17 protein-coding genes and 3 pseudogenes are annotated in these 22,345 nt (G+C 66.2%); 11 read left to right on the top strand and 9 right to left on the bottom strand.

The genetic code is table 11. The annotated features are described in order from the left end of the window. Positions 1-272: 272 nt before the first annotated feature. From ABIA36_RS17135 to ABIA36_RS17125, 3 genes are all read right to left on the bottom strand, one after another. Positions 273-596, bottom strand: a complete 324-nt coding sequence (locus tag ABIA36_RS17135; protein ID WP_369963730.1) for a hypothetical protein — start codon at positions 594-596, stop codon at positions 273-275. Between the two features lie 357 nt (positions 597-953). Then, the gene (locus ABIA36_RS17130) at positions 954-2,675 is read right to left on the bottom strand and encodes a glycosyltransferase family 39 protein (RefSeq protein ID WP_369963729.1); all 1,722 of its coding nucleotides are present in this window, start codon (positions 2,673-2,675) and stop codon (positions 954-956) included. A 167-nt stretch (positions 2,676-2,842) separates the two neighbouring features. Further along, a complete protein-coding gene (locus ABIA36_RS17125) occupies positions 2,843-3,880 on the bottom strand; it encodes an acyltransferase family protein (protein WP_369963728.1) in 1,038 nt (345 codons plus the stop codon). 265 nt (positions 3,881-4,145) lie between these two features. Between ABIA36_RS17125 and ABIA36_RS17120 the strand changes: the two genes are divergently transcribed. From ABIA36_RS17120 to ABIA36_RS17105, 4 genes are all read left to right on the top strand, one after another. Further along, positions 4,146-4,799, top strand: coding sequence for a DedA family protein (locus ABIA36_RS17120; protein ID WP_369963727.1), 654 nt, complete (start codon positions 4,146-4,148; stop codon positions 4,797-4,799). 104 nt (positions 4,800-4,903) lie between these two features. After that, positions 4,904-5,119, top strand: coding sequence for a hypothetical protein (locus tag ABIA36_RS17115; RefSeq protein WP_369963726.1), 216 nt, complete (start codon positions 4,904-4,906; stop codon positions 5,117-5,119). A gap of 216 nt (positions 5,120-5,335) precedes the next feature. Further along, positions 5,336-6,109, top strand: coding sequence for a polyprenol monophosphomannose synthase (locus ABIA36_RS17110; RefSeq protein ID WP_369963725.1), 774 nt, complete (start codon positions 5,336-5,338; stop codon positions 6,107-6,109). A 14-nt stretch (positions 6,110-6,123) separates the two neighbouring features. Further along, entirely contained in the window at positions 6,124-7,473 is a 1,350-nt protein-coding gene (locus tag ABIA36_RS17105) for a hypothetical protein (protein WP_369963724.1), read from the top strand. Positions 7,474-7,488: 15 nt separating this feature from the next. Here ABIA36_RS17105 and ABIA36_RS17100 read toward each other — a convergent pair whose 3' ends face one another. The 5 genes and pseudogenes from ABIA36_RS17100 to ABIA36_RS17080 form a co-directional block, all read right to left on the bottom strand. Beyond that, a complete protein-coding gene (locus tag ABIA36_RS17100; RefSeq protein WP_369963723.1) occupies positions 7,489-9,471 on the bottom strand; it encodes an ArnT family glycosyltransferase in 1,983 nt (660 codons plus the stop codon). Next, on the bottom strand, positions 9,472-10,128 hold the full coding sequence (locus ABIA36_RS17095) for a GNAT family N-acetyltransferase (RefSeq protein WP_369963722.1): 657 nt from the start codon (positions 10,126-10,128) through the stop codon (positions 9,472-9,474). It lies immediately after the preceding gene. A gap of 466 nt (positions 10,129-10,594) precedes the next feature. Further along, positions 10,595-11,053 (bottom strand): annotated as a pseudogene (locus ABIA36_RS17090) (DUF1254 domain-containing protein). Between the two features lie 119 nt (positions 11,054-11,172). Next, positions 11,173-11,639: pseudogene (locus ABIA36_RS17085) on the bottom strand (DUF1214 domain-containing protein). A 149-nt stretch (positions 11,640-11,788) separates the two neighbouring features. Further along, a pseudogene (locus tag ABIA36_RS17080) lies at positions 11,789-12,355 on the bottom strand (putative immunity protein). Between the two features lie 753 nt (positions 12,356-13,108). Between ABIA36_RS17080 and ABIA36_RS17075 the strand changes: the two are divergent. Next, entirely contained in the window at positions 13,109-13,957 is an 849-nt protein-coding gene (locus ABIA36_RS17075) for a hypothetical protein (RefSeq protein ID WP_369963721.1), read from the top strand. A gap of 291 nt (positions 13,958-14,248) precedes the next feature. Then, on the top strand, positions 14,249-14,914 hold the full coding sequence (locus ABIA36_RS17070; protein WP_369963720.1) for a L,D-transpeptidase family protein: 666 nt from the start codon (positions 14,249-14,251) through the stop codon (positions 14,912-14,914). Positions 14,915-14,980: 66 nt separating this feature from the next. Here the strand turns inward: ABIA36_RS17070 and ABIA36_RS17065 are convergent, their stop codons facing one another. Continuing rightward, positions 14,981-15,781, bottom strand: coding sequence for a hypothetical protein (locus ABIA36_RS17065; protein ID WP_369963719.1), 801 nt, complete (start codon positions 15,779-15,781; stop codon positions 14,981-14,983). 318 nt (positions 15,782-16,099) lie between these two features. Between ABIA36_RS17065 and ABIA36_RS17060 the strand changes: the two genes are divergently transcribed. The 5 genes from ABIA36_RS17060 to ABIA36_RS17040 all read left to right on the top strand — a co-directional run bounded on the left by ABIA36_RS17060 (position 16,100) and on the right by ABIA36_RS17040 (position 22,185). Continuing rightward, on the top strand, positions 16,100-16,363 hold the full coding sequence (locus ABIA36_RS17060) for a hypothetical protein (RefSeq protein WP_369963718.1): 264 nt from the start codon (positions 16,100-16,102) through the stop codon (positions 16,361-16,363). Between the two features lie 18 nt (positions 16,364-16,381). Next, positions 16,382-16,987, top strand: a complete 606-nt coding sequence (locus tag ABIA36_RS17055) for a hypothetical protein (protein ID WP_369963717.1) — start codon at positions 16,382-16,384, stop codon at positions 16,985-16,987. A gap of 463 nt (positions 16,988-17,450) precedes the next feature. Beyond that, positions 17,451-17,612 carry a hypothetical protein gene (locus tag ABIA36_RS17050; RefSeq protein ID WP_369963716.1) on the top strand — a complete coding sequence of 54 codons (162 nt, stop codon included), beginning with the start codon at positions 17,451-17,453 and terminating at the stop codon, positions 17,610-17,612. A 611-nt stretch (positions 17,613-18,223) separates the two neighbouring features. Next, complete coding sequence (locus tag ABIA36_RS17045; protein WP_369963715.1) at positions 18,224-20,704, top strand: hypothetical protein; 2,481 nt, start codon at positions 18,224-18,226, stop codon at positions 20,702-20,704. Continuing rightward, a complete protein-coding gene (locus tag ABIA36_RS17040; protein ID WP_369963714.1) occupies positions 20,701-22,185 on the top strand; it encodes a DNA polymerase in 1,485 nt (494 codons plus the stop codon). Before ABIA36_RS17045 ends, ABIA36_RS17040 begins: the two co-directional genes overlap by 4 nt. Positions 22,186-22,345 lie beyond the last annotated feature (160 nt).

Below are 22,345 nucleotides of genomic sequence, written 5' to 3'. Positions count from 1 at the left end.
CGCGTTCTTGCTCCGCTCCCCCTCACGCTTATCGCGCCGAGCGCGTTCTCCTGGGCGGTGGGGGCGGGCGCGGCGCCCGGGGCGGGCGCGCCCGGGCCGCGGCCGCCCCGCCCCCCCGCCCGCGCGCGAAGAAGCCTGACCAAGTGTTCGGGATGACCTGCGTGCCCAGTTCTCCGTGTGCGGGAAGCCCGGCGGGCGCTCGCCAAGTCTTCCAGAGAGGCGCTGCTCGGCCCCGGATCGGTCGTACTCGCGGCGGGAGAACGACGGGATGGCTAGGCAGGATTCCGACGAAATCCCCCCACAGTTCTATCCAAGCCGAACTGCGCATTGATGTTCACGGTGCCGGTCGTGGCGAAGACCACGATGGCGGCGACCGCGATGCTTCTTCGCCGCCACCCTGCCTGCCGAAGGTTGGCCAGAGCCAGCGCAATGGCGGACACGGATGATGCGAACCAGAAATAGACCGCGTGAGGGATCGGCACCGTGAACGTGTGCTGAATGCGGACAAGGACGAGCCAGGTGAGAACAGACAGCGCCGCACCCCCAGAAGCGCCTTGCTTGCCGTAAGCGCCCCACGATGCCCACGAGAGCGACACAGGAGATAGATAAGCAGTATCACCGACACCGCAGTGCAAGTCGTGGTCACCCAGCCGTTGACGGGGTTGATTGACAGCACCGCATTCACCATCGGTGCTACCCGGCCCGCGCTCCGGACGAGAACTCAAGACCACACGTCGTCTGGTACGCCATCAAACTGTTCGCTGGGATCTGAACGCTCAAGCGCGATAGCTGCCGCGACGACGGCAGCTATCGCAGCAGCGACAGCGATAATTGTCAGCATCACTTTGCGCATGGTTGAGGATTACAGCCGCGCTCACATGAGCGCCTAAGAATCCCGAGTTCCGCTTCGAACGCTCTCGATAGGCGCGCTGGGCTAGCAGTCTTCGCGGTGGTCATGAGTTCGGGGTGAAGAGGTAGACGACGCTGGCGTGCAGCCGGTAGGCGGCGGTCTGGTGGAACCCGATCTGCTGGAGGGCTGCGAGACCGTAGGTGTCGGGTGTGTTCGGTCCGGTGAGACCGTGCGGGGTGTTGTATTCGACAGCCCAGACGCGGGAGACGGTGTTGAAACGGCCGAGGGCGGCCGCCTGACTCACCGAGTAGGTCGACGCATACCAGGTGTAGTTGCTGTGGAACGGCGTCTTGAGCAGGATATCGATCACCGGTCCGAATGCTTCGGGAGGCGCCGTGTCGTAGGCGAGGCGTGTTCGCCGCGATGGCCGGGCGTCCGCATCGAAGACGATGGCGTCGCCTGGCCGGGAGTGCGCGTGCACGGTGGCGGCGATCTGATTCCAGTCCGACTCGTTTTGCGAGTACGGGCCGCGTTGCGCCGCCCAGTTCGGGGCGGCAACCGCGACGACGCCGAGCATCAGGACGATGCAGATTGCGGTGGCGAGCCGTGCATGGCGCCTCTCTCGGCCGCTGGCCAGCTGAGCGATCGTGTCGATCCCTGTCGCGATCAGGATGGCGGCCGCCGGTGCGGTGAAGGCGGCGTATCGCGCGGTGAACAGGGCGAAGAAGATGTTCGCCAGCAGCAGCACCCCCATTGGCAGCACCAGCCAGCACAGGGCCAGCACGCGCAGATCCGGGGTGGTCCGGGTGAGTCCGGCGCGGCGCAGTCGCCACGCTGTCGCGGTCGCGCTGGCGGCGCCGGCCGCCATCAGCGTCCATCCCACCCACGCGAATCGGGTGTCTTCGAACCACAGCTGTTTGAGCACGACATCCCAAGACGCGTAGCCCCCGGCCTGGAGGTAGGCGATCTGCGCCCGCTCCAGGTAGGCCCAAACCAGCACAGGAAGGGCTGCCACCAGCGCAAGGGCGCTGGCGAGAAACCACCGCCTCCAGTGCTGGCGCAGCGACGGGGTTAGCAGCAGGAACGCGCCGACGGCGATCGCCATCAAGCTGTTGTAGATGAAGAAGTAGGTCGCGATGCTCAACAGGACGCCGTAGCCGGCCCACAGCGGGCGGCTGCGTCCGGGGCGCACCGCGATCTCGATCACGATGGCGCACAGGGCTGTGGCGAGCGTCGCATCGAACGAGAACGCGCGAGCCTCCCCGCCCGCATACATGAGCCGGGGAAGCACCGTGCAGGCGATCCCGGCCAGCGCGGCGACGCGCATACTCGACACGCGGGCGCACATCCAGACCACAAGTGCGACGGACGCGCCGATCGCCAGCGCACTCGGGAACCGGATGGAGAACGCGCTGTAGCCGAACACCCTCCCCCAGAAGTGCAGGAACAGGTAATAGGTGCCGTGCACAGCGTCTACGTGCTGCAGCATTTGGAAGAGGCTGGGGAGCGAGCGTCGGGCGGAGAGTTGACTGGCCGCCTCGTCCCCCCACAGCGACGGCACCCAGGATCCGGCCGCGGTGACCAGCGTGGCCGTCGCGCCGAGCGCGAGGCAGAGGGCGACGACGCGAGGGGATGGGATCCGGACGAATGGCTTCGCCGGGCGAAGCGATTCGGTCAACATCACGGAGCTAGTCAAAATCCTCCTTTCCCAGAAATCGCTGAGAGGCGCACTGTCTTTGCGCGTGCTCTGCGCGCGTCGGTTGCGCGGCGGCAACCGCGTGTCCCGGATCCGGAGCGCCTGGGACGCTCTGGTCGAGGTGCTCACAGCCGTTCTCGCCGCAGCGCAGCGCAGAGCCAACGACTTCGGGCGATCGATGACCCTGCGTGGGGGAGTCTCGGAGGCGACCGTTCAGCGACCGAGTCTCAGTGCGTCCGATGCGCTGGTGTTGACCGTCGCGATCGCCGGGGCCGCCGCGATCATCGTCCTCGGGGTCACCCGGCTCTGAACGAGGCGGTCGGCTGGTCTACGCCGGTCAACCACGCCGACAGGCGCGTGCGGAGTGCGCACAACGCCAGGACCCAGGGCACCAGCAGACACAGGCTGAAAGTGATCCAGCTCGGGAGGGGCGGCGCCAGGGCGGTCAGCGCCCAGAGCACCAAGGGATGGGTGAGCACCACCATGAATCCGCCATAGCTCAGCACGGTCGCCACCCGGCCGACGGCCGCGGGCAGATGTTCGCAGAGCTTCTCGCAAGTGAGCACGAGTCCGAAGGAGATCATGACGGAAGCGAGGACGCTGAGTGCCGGGGTCCCGTAGTCGCCCTGTTTGATGTCGAGCGGGAGGGCGACTCCGGTCGCGACGAGGAGCGTGGAGACGACGAGGAGGGCGCACCCGAGTAGGCCTGGTCGGCTGATGCGCGGTCGCACCGTCCTGGCGGCGTAACCGAGCGCGAGGAAGGCAGTGCAGGGCAGCGCGGACCCGACCGACAGGGGTGTGTTCGCCAGCTGCGGCCCGGCGATGAGGCTCAGCAGCAATGCCGTGCCGGTCACGGCCCACATGATCGTGCGCGGAAGTCGCCAGACGAGCCGGAGGAGGAGGACCGAGGAGAAGAGGACGATCACGAACCAGAAAGTGGTGAACGGCATCGCGGAGTTCTCGCCGTCGGTGAGCGGACCGGCCAGACGCTGCCACGTGTCCGGTTCGAGGTGCGTGTCTACGAGGACGAAGACGACGCCGATCAGCACCAGCCAGGTGAGCATCGGCCGGAGAAGTGTCCGCATCCTCGTCGCCGCCTCTCGGCTCAGCGCTCGGTGCGTCGACCAGAAGTATCCCGCCAGGAAGAAGAAGACGGGCACGTGCCAGCTATAGACGAGCGTGCGGACGAAGGGGAATGGCAGGGTGTGCCCGGCCACGACCGCCGTGATTCCGAGTACGCGCACCAGGTCGACGGCGCCGGATCGCGGCTCTAGCGGGAGTGGGCTCGAGGCGTCGGCGATGTCGTGCCCGGCGGTGTGTGCCTCCGGCGCCATGGTCGTGTTCGTGTCGATGCTCTCCGGCCCTCCAGTCGATCAATTGCTGATTCGCAGTGAACGCCTCGAACTCATAGAGGGCACTGAGAAGGTTCGGCATTGTCAGCGGATTCGGATTCTCACCAGCACGGCGACCGCGTGTTCTGCCGATCGTGAGGACTGGGCCGCCGACACTCGGCGGGGTGGGCGGGGTGAGCGCGGTGCGCGGGTTGGCGAACGCCCTTTCTTAGAGGCACCTTGTTCCGCGTCGGAGACACTGGGTGTCATGACCTTCCACGCTTCCATTCCTCTCCTCGACGCGTCGGCCTGGCTGCATGCGTTCGGACCGTGGGTGCTGGTCGGGATCGCCGTCGTGGTGTTCATCGAGTCCGGGATCCTGTTCCCGTTCCTGCCGGGCGACTCGCTGCTCATCACCGCGGCCATCCTCGCGCCGCACCTCGGCATCCAGCCCTGGCAGGTCGCCGTCGTCGCAGCAGTCGCCGCCTTCGCGGGCGACCAGGTCGGCTATGGGCTCGGGAAACGATTCGGAAGACACCTCTTCAAGCCGGACGCCCGGATCCTCAAAACAGAGCGGCTGGAGGCCGCAGACGCGTTCTTCACCCGCTACGGCGGCGTCTCCCTGGTGCTGGGCCGTTTCGTGCCGTTCGTACGGACCTACGTGCCGCTCGCAGCCGGGATCGCGGCGATGCGGTACCCGCGCTTCCTGATCTGGAACGCGATCGGCGGGATCAGCTGGACCATCGTCATGGTAGTCCTCGGCGTGCTGCTCGGCGGCATCCCGTTCGTGGCGAACAACATCGATGCGCTGATGATCGTCGTCGTCGTCGTGTCCGTCCTCCCCATCGTGGTCAGCGCGCTGCGTCGCCGGCGCTCCGGGGCCCGGGCACCGGAGCGGGAGCAGAACGCTCCCGTCGAGTGAGCCGACTTGGGGAAGGTGGGGAATCGACGCGTGTCAGTCTGGACCTCGAAGGCCGCCTGAGAAGTCCTGGGGGCGCTGAACGTCACCGAAGTCATCGGCCATGGATGTCCGCAGTTTTCCACCCGGCGCTGGGGTTCGAATCGTGGCGACCGCTTTTCGAAGCCCGCCTCGAATCGCTCAACGATGTCGACCAGGACGGCCCTGAGCAGCGCGACCATGGTGAGTCGGATCTGGGCCTCCAGCAACTCGTGCTGATTTCGGAGACCGGCTCATCCGTGGTCTACGAGGACCTCCACATCCGCGGCGAACGGGCATGGTAGCGGCTGCGCTGACGTGCGCACGCTTTCGCGTGGAGCTCGATCGGGTTGGTCGCGGTGTGCTTGTTTCACCCTCTCGTGACGCGTTCTCCATCGGGCGGGGCCCGGGAGGCTCCGTTGATGAGAGGTGCACAAATGCATCTTTCAGGGAACGTCCTTGTTTCTTTGTCGAATATTGGAGCGGAGGGTGTGCGATGTAGGTGAGAGCGAGGAGCCTGGATGCGGCAGAGCGCGGGTGCAGAGGGAACACAGGTGGGGGGTGTCTCGGTCGTGGTTCCCACCTTCAACGAGGCGGGCAACGTCGGTGAGCTGATTCGACGGCTCGCCGCGGTGCTCGATCCCGATCGGAGCGAGATCCTGATCGTCGACGACTCGACCGATGACACGGCGGCTGTGGCTGCCGTGCAGTCCGGACAACTCCCGCACTGTGTCGATATTGTGCACCGGGACGAGCCTGTCGGCGGTCTCTCAGGCGCGGTGCTGGTCGGGATGGGACTCGCCGTCCACGAGTGGGTCGTCGTTATGGACGGTGACCTGCAGCACCCGCCGGAGGACCTGCCCCGGCTGCTTGCAGCGGGGGAATCGCGCGGTGCGGACATCGTGATCGCGTCCCGTTATCGGGACGGAGGGAGCGCGGGCGGCCTCGACGGATCGGTGCGGCACCTGGTCTCCACTGCGAGTACCCTTCTCGCACGCACGTTGTTCCCGCGAAGGCTGCGAGAGTGCACCGACCCGATGACGGGCTTTTTCGCGGTTCGTCGCGAATCACTGGACCTGAAAGCGATGCAGCCACAGGGCTTCAAGATCCTGTTGGAGGTGCTCCTGCGCCATCAGCTGACGATGACCGAGATACCGTTCTCCTTCGGGGTCCGCTCGGCGGGAGCCTCCAAGGCGACCCTCGCCAACGGGTCCGCCTTCCTGCGGCAACTCGTCACGCTCCGGCTTCAGCCGACCTCGACAGTCCGAGGCGCAGCCGCCGTGGAAGTCGTGTGACCCAGGTGACGGCCATGACTGTCGCGCCGATCGCTCGCCGTTCCCGGATTCGCAGAGTCGGGGATACTATCCGCCGGCGGCCGGTCGTCCTGCTTGTGGTCCTCGGGCTGAGCTGTGCAGCGATTGCGTGGCTGCGGATCCCTGCGATTGCCCAGGGTACGTTCTGGGCGGAAGACGGCAGAACGTTCATCTCGTCGGCCGCGCTGGGCGGCCCGAGCGTCCTCTTCAAGCCCTACGCCGGCTACCTGCACACCGTCCCGCGACTGGTCGCTGCCGGCGTGGTGCTCCTTCCGGTCGATCAGTGGGCGCTTGCCACCACGGCTGCCGCCTGCGCGATCGCGGGAGCGCTTGCGGTTGTCGTCTTCGTCTGTACTCGGGACCTGGTTCCGTGGCTTCCCGCGCGGCTGTTCATCGCGGGGCTCACGGTTCTCGCCCCGCTCGCGCCGCGGGAGGTGTTGGGAAACCTCGCGAACCTGCACTCGGTGTTCCTGTGGGCGCTGTTCTGGGTCGTGCTGTCGCGGCCGCGGCGGATGCGGACCGCGATCATCCTCTCGGGCGTGGCGCTCTTTGGGGCGCTGACCGAGATCCAGGTGCTCTTCCTCGCTCCGCTTCTGCTGCTGCGCTCCCGCGACTGGCTGGTGTGGATCGTGCGGGCCGGTCTGCTGGCCGGGATGGTCGTGCAGCTGGTGGTGACGCTTTCCTGGCCGCGGGCGGAGAACACGAACCCTGCGGTCGACTCGCTGTCGATTGCATACGGGTACCTGATCAACTCGGCCATGCCGCTCGTGGTCCCGCAGTCCCGGATTGGACCTGTCCTCGCCGCGACAGGACCCGCCGTCGGCATCGCCGTTCTCGCCGTCGTCGTGGCCGCCGCGATCTACGTCATGGTCCGCGGAACGCGCGGCCAGCGGTTGCTCGTCGCCGCGGCCCTGAGCGGATCCGTCCTGATCTACGTCGCGAGCGTCGCGACCAACCCGGACACGTTCTACGACTACGCACAATTCACCTCGGCACAATTGTCGAACGCCTGGCTCACCCGGTATGGCGTCGTCCCCTCGATGCTGCTTGCGCTCGTGCTGCCGGTCGCCGCCGCGATCGCGTTCGGCAGTCGGCGCCGACGGCCCGCGCTGAGTTGGTCCGTCATCGCGGTGGCAGCGGTGGCGGCTTCGCTCGTCGCCGCCCAGTTCGGCCCGCAACTCACCCGGCGTTCGTACGGGCCGGCCTGGCAGCCTCAACTCGCCGCAGCCACGGCCGAGTGCCACCGCGACGACGAGCTTCGGTTCGTCAACCTCAAGGAGACGCTCGGTTGGACAGTGACCGTCCCGTGCGTCGACCTTACCGGCAGAGTCGACGCCGACCACTAGGGTCTGAGCGCCTCGTCAGGCGTCGCAATCGTAGAGCGTGTCCCAGGTCACGCCTGCTGCTGCGGCACGCAGCTGCGCTGTCAGGTATAGATCGGGCGAAACGATCTGGCAGTGACCCATGGTCCAACCGGTGAGGGCATCGAGGTTGGGATGGTAGACACCGGTTCTGGCCTCGGCCGGGGAGAGAAGAACGAAGCGCACTCGGCCGGCGGCGACGAGCTCCCGGAACTGAGCGGCGGTGGGGGAAGGGGCCCGCGAAGTGAACCCACCGATGGGGAGAACGCGCGTCTGCCCTCGGAGGATCATCGGCGCTGCGCTTCTCCAGGAATCGGTGGCGAGTGCCCACTGGTCCGATGTCCGGTGTTGCGCGTAGGCGAAGGCGCTCGCTTCGATCGACTCGGTCGGCTGAATGGACCGGTTCGAGTCCAGTCCGATCCCGTAAGCCGCATGTCGCACCAGCTTGCGCGCTGCGACGGCTGCGACCTGCGGACCGCCGTAAGCGTCGTCCGCGGTTCCTGCGAATGCGGGGTTGAGCGTCGAAAGCGTCCAGACAGTCGGCGTGAGCGCGGCCCCCAGGACAGCGAGGATAGATGCCACGCCGAGCAGGCGACGGATCCGCTCGGGACGAAACGCGTGAAATGCCAGCGCCACTGTTCCCAGTGAGCCGAGCGCCGCGACGGGTGCGGTCAAGAAGGCCGCAAACGCTGGGAAGCTTCTCAGAAGCACCAGACACCACACTGTCTGCACGCCCACGGCGACCGGCAACGCGAGGCGCCAGCGCGTTTCTTGACGGTACGCGCGGATCAGCAGGGTCGCTCCGATTCCGGTCAAGCCGGCGACGGGGAGCATCACTGCAGCGAGGTACGCGGTGTGCGGGAGACTCATCGCGCTGAGGACCCCACCGACGGAGATCAAAAGCAGCGAACACATGGCAAGCCCGGCCTTCAGATTCCGTTGCATGTCTGGCCATCGGTGCGTCCTGACCCAGGCGATACCGAGGATGAGGCCGGCCGCGGCGACGGGAAAGAACCAGCCGATCTGTGTGGCGTATTGCGGGAGGAAGAACTTGAACGGGGTGTGGGCGATGGTTCCCGGGACTGCCCCCACGATGGCCGCATTGCCGGCCGGGTGAAACAGCGGGTCGCCTGGTAGGGCGCCCGGCACTGCATTGCTGAAGAAGCGATTGATGCCGTTGTAGCCGAGAACGGTGGAGAAGATGTTGTTGTCGATGCTGCCGTCGAAGTAGGGGCGCTGAGCGGAGGGAATGAGCGTCATGGCCGTCATCCAGCTGAGCGAGACGACGATCGTCGCGATCAGGCACCATGTCACGTCACGCAATTTCACGGTTCGCGGCCTGTGACTCATCCACACGTAGCCGACGCACAACGCTGGCAGCACGAGCCACGCTTGTGCCATCTTCGCCTGGAAACCGAGCCCGACAAGGATACCGGCTCCGAGCAGCCATCCCATTCGCTCCGAATCGATAGCCCGCTGCCAGGCCGCTATGGCGAGGGTGGTCCACATGGTGAGCAGAGCATCCTCCATCCCGTGCGAGAACATCGAAATCATGAGGGGGGCCGAAGCGAGACTGAGGGCTCCCACGGCCGCACCGAGCCGGCCGCTCCAGCGCGAGAAGACGTAGTACGCGGCGGCGACGGTCACCAGTCCCTCGAGGACCTGGGGGAGCGCTATCGACCAGGAGCTGAAGCCGAAGATCCGCGCTGAGAGCGCCTGCGGAATCAGGAACCCGGAGAGCTTGTCCAGGGTGATGGTGGATTGCGGATCGAACGCGCCGAAGAAGAAGGCCTTCCAACTCACCGACATGCTCTTCGCGGCCGTTGAGTAGTAGTCGGAGTATCCGCTCGTGGCCAAGTTCCACGAGTACAGGATCGCCGTAGCCGACAGAATGCAGAGCAGGACGGTCACATGGCGACGCGCCGCTGAGGAACGCTTCGTGCTGCGAGCGATTGCCGTCGCCCCCTCGCGCGTGGCTGCCACTTACCCTGCCCTCCGTTCGTTCCAACTCGAAGGTTCGCCCGAACGGCTGGGCGCGCCTGACTCAGAGCGTGGTGACGCGACGGGCCGGTCGTGGGCCTCGCGCGACAAAAGGTAGGTGTCGTATCCGGCGACTCGAGCCGCGAGTTGGAATCCGAGCCGTCGCGCGAGTCTCGCGGATGCTTCATTGGCCGACGAAATGACTGCTGTGACGAGGTTCGCGTTGACGTCGTTGAACGCGAGCCTCAGAAGCTCGCCGGCGGCTTCCGTAGCGAGTCCGCGGCGGCGGTAATCGGAGCGCAGCAACCACCCGACTTCCACAGAGCGCGTCGCCGGCGCCACAGTGCGCAAATGGATGGAGACATCACCGATAACGCGACTCTCGTACTCCACTGCCAGCACCAGTAGGCTTCCCGCGCTCCGCAGAATGGTGTGGCGGGTTCGAGCACGCAGGTGGGCTCTCGCTTCGGACGTGGTCCGCTCGGGCCAGTGCAGCGGCTTACGAACCGCTTCGTCCGCCTCGATGGCCAGCCAGCAGCCGAGGTCGCTCATACGATACGGCCGGAGCACGAGTCTGTTCGTCCGTCGGGTTGCGGCGACCACCGCCGGTTCAAGGGCGGCCGCACCGCCACCCCGTACCCGATCCACAAGCGCACGCATCCACCCACTCCTACTGTTGAGATCGATAAGGGCCCCTTTCAACAATCCCGATGATTTCTTGGTGTCTTCTTACGTGAGCTGAGAGACGGCTGTACGTGGCGACCGCTCCGTTCTGGTCATAAAGAATCGGAAGCTACGGCCTTAGCGCTTTCACGCCGCGCTCCTGATCGCGGCTTCGAAGGGGCGTGCGTGCGGCGTCCCTGATCTCATGCCGCGTAACGGGTGCAGGGGGCGCCGAGGTCGAGTTCGTGTAGATGCTGGCCGTCTCCGTTTCGGTCGATCGCTCTCACGCAGTGAACGCCGTGAGTTGCAAGAGAATGCCAAGAATCGTCGGCACTCGCGATTCTCGCGATCGCAGCGGCCAACTCGGCCGCTCTTGACGATGACGGACCGCGATCACCGCGGTTCGTAGGGCGTGAGCTGCACCTGTGTCGCCAGGTCGTAGGCCGTCTTTCGGTCCGCCTCATCAGCGACGAGCACCCGGCCGATGAGCAGCGCGCCGCGGTGGGCAGATATCGATTCGCGCCATTTTGGGTGGCGTCGCTCCGCTCCAGCCGGCACCGGATAGGAGGTATTCGCGCGGGCCGGTGCCCGTGGTTCGCGTACCGACGTAGGCGAAGTCCGACCCGGTGGCGGGGTCTGTGAACTGGACGCTGTGTTAGCGGTCCCCGAAGTCGGGCAAGTGCAGAACCTGCGGGCCGGCCTTCACATCGAGCCAACCCCCGAGGTAGAGGAGGTCATCGGCGGTGGCGATGACGCTGCCGGCCGCGGCGGACCGCGACGGGCCTTCAGGCGCCGCGTAAAGAGTGTTGACCGGGATCGGGTCCCCCCGGGTCACCAAGATCCGTTTGAAGCCGCCGACGGTGATGCGCGGCCAGAAGAACACGAAAAGGAACGCACCGACCACCCACACGATCACGGCCATGACCACGAGCGGGACGATCGCGGCAAGGCCTCCGTCCACGATCCGCCGGTAGACGACCCAGGCGAAGATTACGAGAATGACAATAGTGATTGGCGTGGCGTACTTCAGGATGAGTCGATTCATGGCTGCGCTTCCACGGCCGGTGGCTCGTAGGTTCCACCCAGGATCGCGGGCCCCGGAAGATACGCGCGAAGCATGAGTGAGAAAGGACCCGGCGGAGTCGCCAGCCAGTTGCGAGCCGGATCGGCAGGTGGGCGAGATTGCAGCAGGATCTCGAGCGAGCCGTCGGGCTCGGCGCGAAGACCGGAGCGGCTGCTGACGCTCGGGACGCCCGCGGACGCTTCGGGGATGTGCCGGTGGGGTCTGTTGCGGCGACGGACCAGACTGCGCTGGTCGGTGGAAGTCCGTCGGTTGGCAGCCTGAGGCGGTAGGAGCCTTCGCCGCTGAGTCGTGAATCCGCGTGATCAGTGGTTGCCGTCCAGTAGGCGACCTCCTCGAAGACATTGACGACGGGTAACGCCTTTCGAAGCGCGGCGCGGACCAGGAGCCCGTTGCCGGGACGGCCGGCGGCGGGGATCGACACCATCCGTTCACGGTCGTGGTCTTGGCCTTGGCCTTGGTCACGGAATTCAGGAGCACGATCGTGGTCAGGTATGCGAAGGTTGCCCCGATTATCACGCCCTGAATGACGCCGGAAGTGGCCAGCCATCGGAAGGTTTCGCCCACGGTGTCACCCTAGACATCGGTTGATTCGGCTCGGACCCGGCCTTGGATGGTACGGATGGTCGAACCGAGCATCCCCCCCGTGAACAGACCGGCACCGAGCGGACCGGCGCGATCCGTTCCGAGCGCTGGCAAGCAGGCGAGTGCGGACCGGGTCCGTTCGTCCAGCTGAGCGAGCTGCCACTCGATCTCCCGATCGGCGGCCCCGGGGCCGGCGTGCGGAGCGACTGCGACAGCCGTCACTGCGTGAGCCGCGGCGCCGAGCGCGTGAGCTCCCATGTGAGCGACTGTGGCCGCGTGCGCTGCCAAGCGAGCGGCAGCGACGACGGCAGGGGATTACACTGCCTTGGCTGCACGCCCGGCGACGAAACGGTCCCGAATCTCGTGGGCCGCGTCGAGCTCGCCGCGGGCGAAGGCCCGGGCATGGGCGATCGCGTCGCGGGGGTGCCGGTCGTCGGGCGCCGCGTCCTCGAACAGCTCGAGCACCCGCGAAGCGCAGTCAGCCGCCCACGCGGCCACCGCCCGTCGACCGGCGAGGCTCAGAGTCTGCGATGACAGCACATGGGCATGCTGCCGCATGGTGTCACGGATGCGATGAAGGCGATCGTACCCGAAGCGGAGGCCGCGCTGCCCGACGGATCGTACCTGCGCCGTAAGCCTCTGGGCCTGGTCGTCGCCGCGGCAGGGCTCGGGGTCCGACTCGTCGCAGGCGCCACGGCTTGGGGTGTCTCGGCGGCTGTGGCTTCGTCCGCCAGTGCTCCGACCGCTGCGCACGTCGCTGCTCAACCGAAAGCTGCTCGGGCGCCAGCGCTCAAGCAAGGGCACGGAATCCAGGGCATCGTGACGGGCATCTCCGCCACGAGCTGGACCATCCCGCTCCGCGACCGGCGAGACACTCACCGTGACCATTGGGTCTTCGACCGCGTATGGCACTGCCAAGAAACCCGCGAGCGTCTCCTCCTTCCCAGCCGGGCAGCGGGTCGGAATTATCGGGACCCGCACCGGGAGCACGGTGAACGCCACTCGGATCGTCAACTCTGGCTGTACGACGGAGTCGAACCGCCGACTGGTTACCCGCGGCCGGGGGCGGCCGGGTGGAGCATTGACATCGAATCCCTGGCGCCGGAGTGGGTGAAGGACGACAAACCGCTATCGGAGGTGCTCACACCGAACGCCCCACCTTAAGCGAAAGGGTCGGTAGTGGCGAACGGCAACGCGGCCGACGCCATAGACTCACACCTAGGAATGGCGTCCACGTCTTCGTTCATCCCACGATCCTGTCCAGTTTGCAGAACTTCTGTAGTTTCATCCGCTCAGCTCAAAGGAGAAAGAGTGTCGCCTTCCCGTGCCGCCAGGCCATTTGTGCCATGGCCCTTCCGATTCACCGCGTTCCTGACTTCCGCTGGGCTGATCGTGATGACTTTGATTGTCGGGACGCCGCTCGCGGCGAATGCTATCCCGACTCCGACCCCGACAATCGCCCTCAGCACGGCCACGGTCAGCCCCTACGGTTGGGTCGGCATTGATTCGGTGTCAGGGTTTGGCCCCAACGATGCCCTGACGATCACGGTTGACGGTACGGACGTGACCGGCCAGTTCTTCAACACCATCACCGATTCCAGCGGTTCCATCACCACGTCCCTCGGCAGCGTCCAGATCCCAGGGACGAACGGTGGTTCGATCGGATTCCACGCGCTCATCGTGAATGATGCCACCGCAGGGCTCACTGCATCCGCGGACGTGCAGGTCGTCCCGGCCCCGCGCCCCACGCCTTCGACGATTCAGCGAACGATTTCGCAGATGAGAGCCCCTGGCATCTCCGTGATATTCAGCGGCTTCGCACCCGGCGACAGCACCACATTCACCATGAACAGCCAGACCAGAGCCGGACAGTGCGGCGGCACCTTGACCGCAGATTCCACTGGGAGTGTGACGGTGAACTGCGAGTGGGACACTGCTTTCAGCACATCGTTCGCTGCCTTCGGCCCGGGTCAGTACGTGATCAACGGCGGCAATTCGACGGGAACCCGGTACTCGGACTCCGCATCGCTGACCGTGACCGCTGATGCTCCGGTTGCACCGACCCCTCCTGTCACGCCTGCCCCAACAGTCCCGGCCGCACCTCCTGTGCCGGCAGCGCCCGCGGTCCCGGTCGCCGGCGCCGCCCACTTCACCGGTTGATCCGAAAAGATCCAACACGGGCGCACGCCGTTGTCCGTCGTTAACGGAAGCGTGCGTGCTGCTGATGCTTGCTGAAGTCGAAGCCGTTACGCGGCGCGCGCGGATGCTGGGGCGACACAGTTTCCGTTCCGCTGCCTGTGCTGCTGACATTTCGGCCGGGCGGACGCTTTTCCACCGTCACACCTCCGGAGGTGCTCCATTTTCAGTCGCCCGAACTCGTCCGTCATGCTCGGCGCAACCGCCCTCCTAGCGGCTCTACTTCTGTCCGGTTGCGCGGGAGGGCCAGCCGCCGTGCGTGCACCAGTACCGCGCACCGCCGCCCGCAGCTCCACTCCGACACCGAAGCCGACCGCGCCTCCGGCACCTGCCGCGATCGGGGCCTCCGCTACCGCTGTCGGTGCCCAGGTCGCCGTGCACGCGGCGCCCGGGGGCGCCGTAATCGAAACACTCGCGAACCCGCAACCGTCCGGAGCGCCGCTGACCTTCCTCGTCGCCTCGACCCAGGGCGACTGGCTGCAAGTCGACCTCGCGCAGCGCCCTAACGGCAGCACCGGGTGGATCCAGGACGACACGGTCACCCTGCGCAGCCTCGTCTATAGCCTCCGCGCCTCGACGGAGCAGAACACCCTCACGCTGCTGAAGAACGGCACGCCGGTGAAGACCTACGCGGCCGCCACCGGGACCGGCGGCACACCGACACCGCGCGGGTCGTTTTACATCACCGAACTCCTCCAGCCGACCAATGACGGGTACGGGCCCTACGCGTTCGGACTGTCCGCATTCTCCGACGTCCTCTCCAGCTTCGGCGGCGGCCCCGGTCAGATCGGCCTGCACGGCACCAACGACGCCGCGAGCATCGGCCACGCGGCCAGCCACGGCTGCATCCGGCTCGCCAACCCCGACATCACCGAACTTGCCCGACTGCTTCCCCTCGGCACACCGATCACCATCGACTGAACGGCGTGCCGGGCGCCGGCAGCCCTGACCTGACGCTGACGTCCGGCCCGATGTGCCGTTCCGGATTCAGCCAGTGAACGTCGCGTTCTGCTGGATCGGCGTGGCGGGGGCCGCCGGTGCAGGGGATGCTGGCGGGGTGACGGGGTCGGCGGTGACGGTCAGGGTGACCGGTCTTGCTACGAAGGTGCTGTTCCGATCGGACGCCCCGAACGTGTAGTTGCCCGCCATCGAGAACCGAGCGCCCGAGGTCGGCAGGTAGTGGAGGCTGACCCTTCCGCCGGAGTCGGCGGTGACCGGGAATTCGACCGGACCGATCGCGCTGTGGTCGCCGAGGGTGATCGTCACAGCGGCTCCCGGAGTAAACCCGGTGAAGGTCGCGGTAACGCCCTTGCTGAGGTAGGCGGAGTCGGGGACGGACGCCGGGGTCACCGAACCGGTGGGCTGGGGGAGGATCGTGATCGCGAAGGGATACGGGGTCCCCGTGACCGCGTTCCCGTTGCTGGAGACAGCGAGCACGTGCGGACCGACCGTGGTGGTGGGGGGAAAGAAGACCGCGGCGGTGTACTTGCCGGAGCCATCGGTCACACCCTGCGTGTAGCCGGGGTCGGCATAGCTCTGCGCCGGCGACGAGTCCAAGGTGATGGTCACCGGTTCGTTGGGCAGGTAGTTGGTCATCGTGATGAGGACTTGACCGACCGGAGTGGCCGTGGTGGAACTGATGGAAGCACTGGGCGTTGGGGCTGCGTTTGCGGCGACCGCGCCGCTGAGCGCGAGCGCCAGCGCGGCGATCACGGCAGAGGCGAACCGCCCGTGGCGGCCGAGCCTCCCGCGGAGGGGGGTCGGGCGAGCAGATGTTGTAACTGACACGTGGGTGTCCCTTCGGGTGAGGAGTCGCGGCTCCAGGAGACACGGCGACGGAGGAAGGCGTTCACTTTCACCACACCTCTGTGATCGAGCGAGTGCGCGATCTCAGCGTATGGGTACGGGCGGCAATTCCAACGCAAGCACATGAATTTTAGACGAGGGGGCGGGATCGATGTCCGGCATCGATGCCGGCCCACGGAGGTCGCGAGTTCGTGATATTCCAGCTCGTCGACGATCACGAAAGTCCGGCCCGCCGGGTTCACCCCGGTCGAGGGCGTCACGTACACCGCCCTCGCGCTCAACGAACGAGGCAGGGAGCGCATGGCTGCGTACATCCCTCCGCTTACGCCGCCCTCGCGCTCGACCCGGACCCCGGTGCACCTCTGCGACGTCTTCGTACGGCGCAACACGAACCGGTCGCAGGCTGCCGAGATCGCGGAGTGGCCAGCGATCGTGGAACGTGCTGTCGCTGCCGGCGAGACCACCGCGTCGGTGGCGATCAATGCGGCCTGGGGCTCGAACTGGCTCGGCCCGTTCGACGAGGCGTATCGAATGGACATGCTCGACCGACAGATCCTGTTGTGAAAGGACGCCGGGCTGACCGTGGACACCGTGTGGATCGGCGACCCCATGGCCTGGAACCTCCCGCAGGACGTGGGCTCGCAGCTGAGGGCCATCCGGCAGCGGTGGCCCGAGATCACGACCTTCCACCTGCACCTGCACGACGCCAGGGGGACGGCCCTACTGTCCGCCTACGAAGCGATCCAGGCTCTCGGACCCGAGCACACGCTCATACTCGACACCTCGGTGGGAGGAATGGGCGGGTGCCCCTACGGCGGCCACGGCCGCATGACACGCATGATCCCGACCGAAGACATCGTCGACCTTCTCGATGAGCTGGGCATCCCTTGCTCGGTGGATCTCGGCAAGATCATCGAGGCATCCCTCCTCGCGGAGGAGGTCGTCGGCCACGAGCTGTGGGGGCACGTGACACGGGTCGGACCGCGACCCCGTCGCGGTCATCTCTTCCCGATGGACATGCCGTTCATCGAGACGAAAGAGCAGGCCGAGCACTTCCGTCGCGGCGGTGCCGCCTATGCGGGCGCCAGATCGCCGTGGGTCGAGCCGGTCGCATCCCCGGTGCGGGAGGCTGTCGATCGGGGGGAAGATCCGAGCCTGGCAGCGCAGGCCTTCGCCGACCACGAGTAGCGACTCCGGATCGACCGCGGCGAGCTCGGGTTGGCCACAGCGGGCTCCATTGAACTCTCGGGGGCTCGCTGAAGCCGCGGCGGTAAGCGCCGTCCCTTCGTCGGGCTATTCCACGAGGTCGGTTCTGCTGACGATCTCGTCGCATTAACCCCAGACCGAACGCAGCCAGGATTGTATCTTCGCCGGGCCGCCTGGAGGCCGGCACATTTCGCCGTTACCAGGGCACAGAGAGCCAATACCGGTACAAGGCCATGGACATCGCGTCCTGATTTTCGGTTCCGGCTCACCGAGCCGCTTGGACCGCGCTTGCTCGGCGACGCGGCGGCCCTCGGCGAGGACTTCAGGCTGGTCACAGATAGATGGCGGAGGTGGTGCTGCCAAGTCTTCGAAGAAGGCTAGGTGGTTTTCTCTTTCAAGGTCGAACATGTGCGGCGGGACCTCCTCATTAGGTACGGGGATCTTCGTGCTCAACCTGATTCATGCGCGGCAGTTGATGCATGTGGTGCGTTGGTCGTCCTCAACCGTCAGCAGCTGGTGCAGGCTGGGTCCATCGGCAGCAGCGATCAGTATCGTCGACACCGTGATCGAAGGAATCGGGATGTCGATCGCGCACTCTCACGGCTGACCTTTGACGCTGCTTGTCGGTTGCAGCAGTACAGCGCGGAGAACTGCCCACGTCGCGCAGCACGAGCCACGTGTTCTGCCCATAGCGGACGGGTCCCGCATTCAACAGGTTTGAAACGCGGGCGGCCATCGGCCGCCCACTGTGACGGTCATGACTGGATATCACGCCGCCCGTTCTCGCCGCTGCTTATCTACCGGTGGGTGTGTCCTAATTTTGTGCTGCCCTCGCCGCGGTCCCGCAATGGGGGCGGTGAGTAACCAATCTCGCAGGGCAGCTCTGGCGCTCGCGTCACCTCGCGGTTGTCGCACGGGCGCGGGTCGTCCGTTGCCTGGTCGGAGGTCATGATGTCGGCTCTGAGTTAGTCCCTTTGTCCCTCCTTTTCTCCAAAGAGGTATATCCGACTTGTGGTTGGAGATTGGACGAAACGGTAGGTGCTTCGTTAGATCGCTCCGCCCTATACCTGCCCTGGGTGACGCGGGAATTCGGTACTACGAACCCCCGCAGAATGCCCTCATGCCGGTCAAATAGCGCCAGCCGCCATTTTTGTCGGGGCGGCCCGATCCCTCTGTACATGAGACGCACTTCTGCGCTCACGAACAGAGGAGAACACCATGGCTGGAAGCCAGATAGCAGATGTCGCCGAAGCGGCGGCGACGGACGGCGCCTGCGGACCCACGGCATTCCCGGCAGAAGAGTTGGCGGATGCGACCACGGTAGTCATTGCCGCCGCTCAGCTGTCGCGCGTCCGCGGCGGCCCGAACGCGGCGCGCACCACCCTGATCGTCGTGGGCGCTGGCAACCTGGAAGCGGCGTCCGGCGCCGCAGCCGACGACGTACTCGTAGCTGCGCTTCAGCGGGCCAACGAGTGGCACGATGTCAACGCCGACCCACATCCGGACCTTCTCAAGCTGGTCCCGGCCGGACCAGGTGCACGCATTGTTCTGTGGCTGGGAAACCCGGGCGCTGACGCGACAGTCTGGACGCAGATGCACGACCTCGGCCTGTTCCTGGGCAGCCAGCCCGGACAGCCGACGGTCTGTTACGTGACCGGCACCGGCGGAACCGAAGCGGCCGCTCTGCTGGGCATGCATGTCGATCCTCGTGATCGCGAAGAGATGCTCGCGGGAGTGCTCGCGAACGCTAGCGCCAAACTCGGCAGACGCCCCGCCGGACCCTCGACGTCGCGCCGCTCGAGCATCGCGCCGACCGTCGACCCGATCTCCGGCACCATCTGGGCCGGAGACCCGGAAGACCGGTCAGTCCTCATGGAGGCTGCGGTCCAGGTCCTCCGAACGGAGAAACTCTTCGATGACCTGAGAGACCCGGGAGGCCGAGAGGCGACCTACGTCCACACGCTGGAAGTCACGTTCCTGGACGCGGAGGGCCACAGCCACAGCGAGGTCGTGCCCGGTGTTCACGACGCGGAGTTGCGCAGCCCGCGGTCCTGGCTGAATCGTGTTCCTGGCGGCACGAAGATCGCGGTCGCCGGCGCCAACGATTCGGTGTGCTCCGCGATCGAGAACGCGATCCGCACCTTCCGGTCCGAGACCGTGATCGAAACTCCCGCGCTGTGCCGAACCGGTTGGTTCGAGATCGAGGGAAAGAACGGTTTCGCGCACCCTGATGGGTGGAACAACGCCGAGGGACTCACGGACCTGGCCCGCTCTCACCTGCCGAGCAACCTGCGCCGGTTCCATCTGAAAGATCCTGCGAAGCTCACGAAGCAGCAGGAGCAGGCAGCGGCGCTGAACTCGCTGACGATGATGGAGGAGTTGGCCGTTCCGGTGCTGTGGTACGGGCTGTTCGGCGCGTTCATGCACACGGCCGCCGGGCTCGGTGTCGGTGCCGTCCCGTATATCGCCGGGAAGAAGGGTTCGGGCAAGTCCACCGCGGCAAAGGGGATTGCTGCGCATGCGGGGGACAGATGGAGGCCGATGAGCGTTATCGACAGCACGCCGAAGAATATCGCCAAAACCGGGGTCGGCCTGCACGACTTGTTCTGGATCGTTGATGATGCACGCAAGCGGCGCTCCGTTCGGGCGTCGGACGCTCAGGACGAGTCAATGGAGTACCTGGTGCGGGCCGGGTATGAAGGCGGCAACGCCCGGCACGTCGGGAGCGTCTACGACCCGGCCACGAAGCGGTGGGAGCAGGGGAGCCCTGACCTGTCCTCACCGGCGTTGGCGATCGTGGGGGAGAGGCTGCCGATGGGGGAGGAGTACGCCTCCTCGCTCGAGCGGTTCTTCCCGATGGAGATCGGGCCGAGCGTCAACATCTTCCGAAGCGGTAACGCGCGACTGTTCGAGGAGGCGGCCGAGAACGGACTACCAAGCGAGCATTTCGCGGCGTTCCTCCGCTGGGTCGCTCGCGGGATGGACGCAGCCGGCGGCAAGGACGCGTGGGTGGCCGAATGGTCGCTGTACCGGACGAACGTGGTGGATTCCAGGGCGCACTTGCCCGTCTCCATCCGGGTGCGGGAGGTCGCTGCTCGCCCCGAAACCGGGATGGCGCTATGGCTGACCTACCTGCTGGAACTCGGCGTGATCGACCATGACCGGTTTCACGAGATTCTGGCAGATGTTCGCGCTGCCATCACCGCCACCGCGCAGCATCACGGGACAGTGAACGTCCAGTCGAACACCGTCGGAGAGTGGGAAGCCGCGGTCCTCTCGCTTCGAGCGAGCGTCAACGCCGGCCAGACCTGCATCAAACTCGTCTCCGGCGACAAGGCTGGCCTGTTCGGTGTCACCGAGGACCCAAACGACACCCGTCAGGTGCTTGGTTACCTCACCACCGGTCATGGCGGTCTTCAGTACCTGGCCTTCACCCCGCGTGATGTCCTGGGGGTGCTGGGCCGGGAGCAGCGCTTCCGGGATCTGAAGGAATCCGAGCTGCTCGCGGCGTTCAAGCCGGTCTCGCTTCGCGATCCCGGCAAAAACTACAAGTCCGTCACGATCAACGGCCTGCGGGGCAAGTACCTGGCCCTCCCCATCGAGGTCTGGACCGGCGAGGACGAGTCGCCCGCCGAATCGGCGGTCGCGCAGGCGGTCGACTCGGCTTCCACCGCGCTGTGGCAGGAGGCGGGCCGGTGACCGGGGAAACCGATCGCTGGTTGCTGGCGTATCCGGGACCACTCGGGTTTGAGGTCTCCTCGAAGACGGAATCGGTTCGGCTGACCGACCATCAGGGTGCGGTGCTCCGGGCTGAAGGGGCGGGAGCCGCCCGCGAACTGATCGACGCGGTCGATCGCGCCGGACGCCGATTGTGGGCCGCCCACGCCGCCCTCCAACAGGGTGAGCATGGTCAGTTCCTGGCCCAGCTGGGCACACCTCGGGTGCACTGCGCCACCACCGTCAGCCGAGCGCTCGGAAACCCCGGGGTCGCTGAGCGTCTGGCGCCCGGCCGCGACACGGCCGCAGCGATGCTCAGCTACCAGCAATCCCCGATAGCCCGCCGACAACTCGCGCTCCAGGTTGAACAGGAAGACAACCTCTGGCGCGCCGTCTCCCGACGCGGATACCGGCTCGATCTCGCCCGGCTGGCCAGCGAACGTCAAACACGCGAACGCGAACTCGATCAGATCTGCCGGCAGCTGAGCCTGGACATGCGGGCCAACCAACAAGTGCACGCGGCATGGTTGGCCGCTCACGGAATCCGAGTCACCCGTACCGACGAGCCCGGATGGACACATCCAAGCAAGTGCGACACCTCCCAGATGGCCGCCTCGTTCCAGGAGGGCTGGGAGCTGTATACGCGAGGGCATTCGGTCCTGAAGCGGACACGAATCCTCAACGGTGTGAGCAAGCTTCGCGATCATGGCGGCCGTGTCCACCCCATCATCGAAACCAATTCCGCGGTCACCGGGCGCATGTCCATCCGCTCCCCAGGGCTCCAGGGTTGGCCGGCGGAACTTCGCGGGATCCTTCTGGCAGAACCGGGAACGACGGTGATCGCATTCGATCATTCCTCGGCAGAGATGAAGGTCCTCGCCCGACTCATCGATCAGCCCAGCTTCACCCGCAAAGTCACCGAAACCGACATCTACACCAGCCTCGCCGAACGACTCGGCGCCACCCGTAAGCAGGCGAAGGTGGTGCTGATCGCGTACACCTACGGCCGCTCCCAGACCGCGCTGGCGGAACTGGTAGGCGTGGAACAAGCCCGCGCCTACCACGACGCGATCAGTTCCCTCGTTCCGGAAGTCGTCTGCTGGGTCAACGAACAAACCCGGCGTGCCCGCCAGCGTGAACCGCTGCAGACTCTATTCGGCCGACCACTGCCGCCGCTGACCGGGCAGTCCCGTCAGACCCGATTCAGCAAGGCCTCGAACCTGTTGGTTCAGGGGAGCGCTCGCGATGCCTTCGGCGTCGGTATCCGACGCACCGCTGAGTCGCTGGGAGTCGACGCCCTGTGGATCCCGATGCACGACGAGCTCTTTGTCCTCGCTCCCACTCAGAAGGCCGCCGCCGTCGCCCAGGCGCTGTCCGCCGCGATGACCGTTGACCTCGGCGAAGGCGTCTCGCTGACCGGGGAAGCCAAGATCCTTGGCGATCGATGGGGCAAGAGCGACTAGCTCACCGCACCGTCGTGGGCCGGTACGAACCGTCGCACTAGCTCGCGGCGGCATCGGCTGATCACAGCCGCCCTTCGGTAGTCGTTGGGGGTGGACCGCAGCCACCCCGAGGGTTCGCGGCATTTCGCCGCATGTCCACAGGTGAAGGAGCGCTCAACCG

It is taken from the genome of Leifsonia sp. EB34 (assembly GCF_041260585.1).
Taxonomy (GTDB): domain Bacteria; phylum Actinomycetota; class Actinomycetes; order Actinomycetales; family Microbacteriaceae; genus Leifsonia.
Note: the sequence above shows the minus strand (reverse complement) of the source record. Positions and strands in the feature narration are given on the sequence as shown.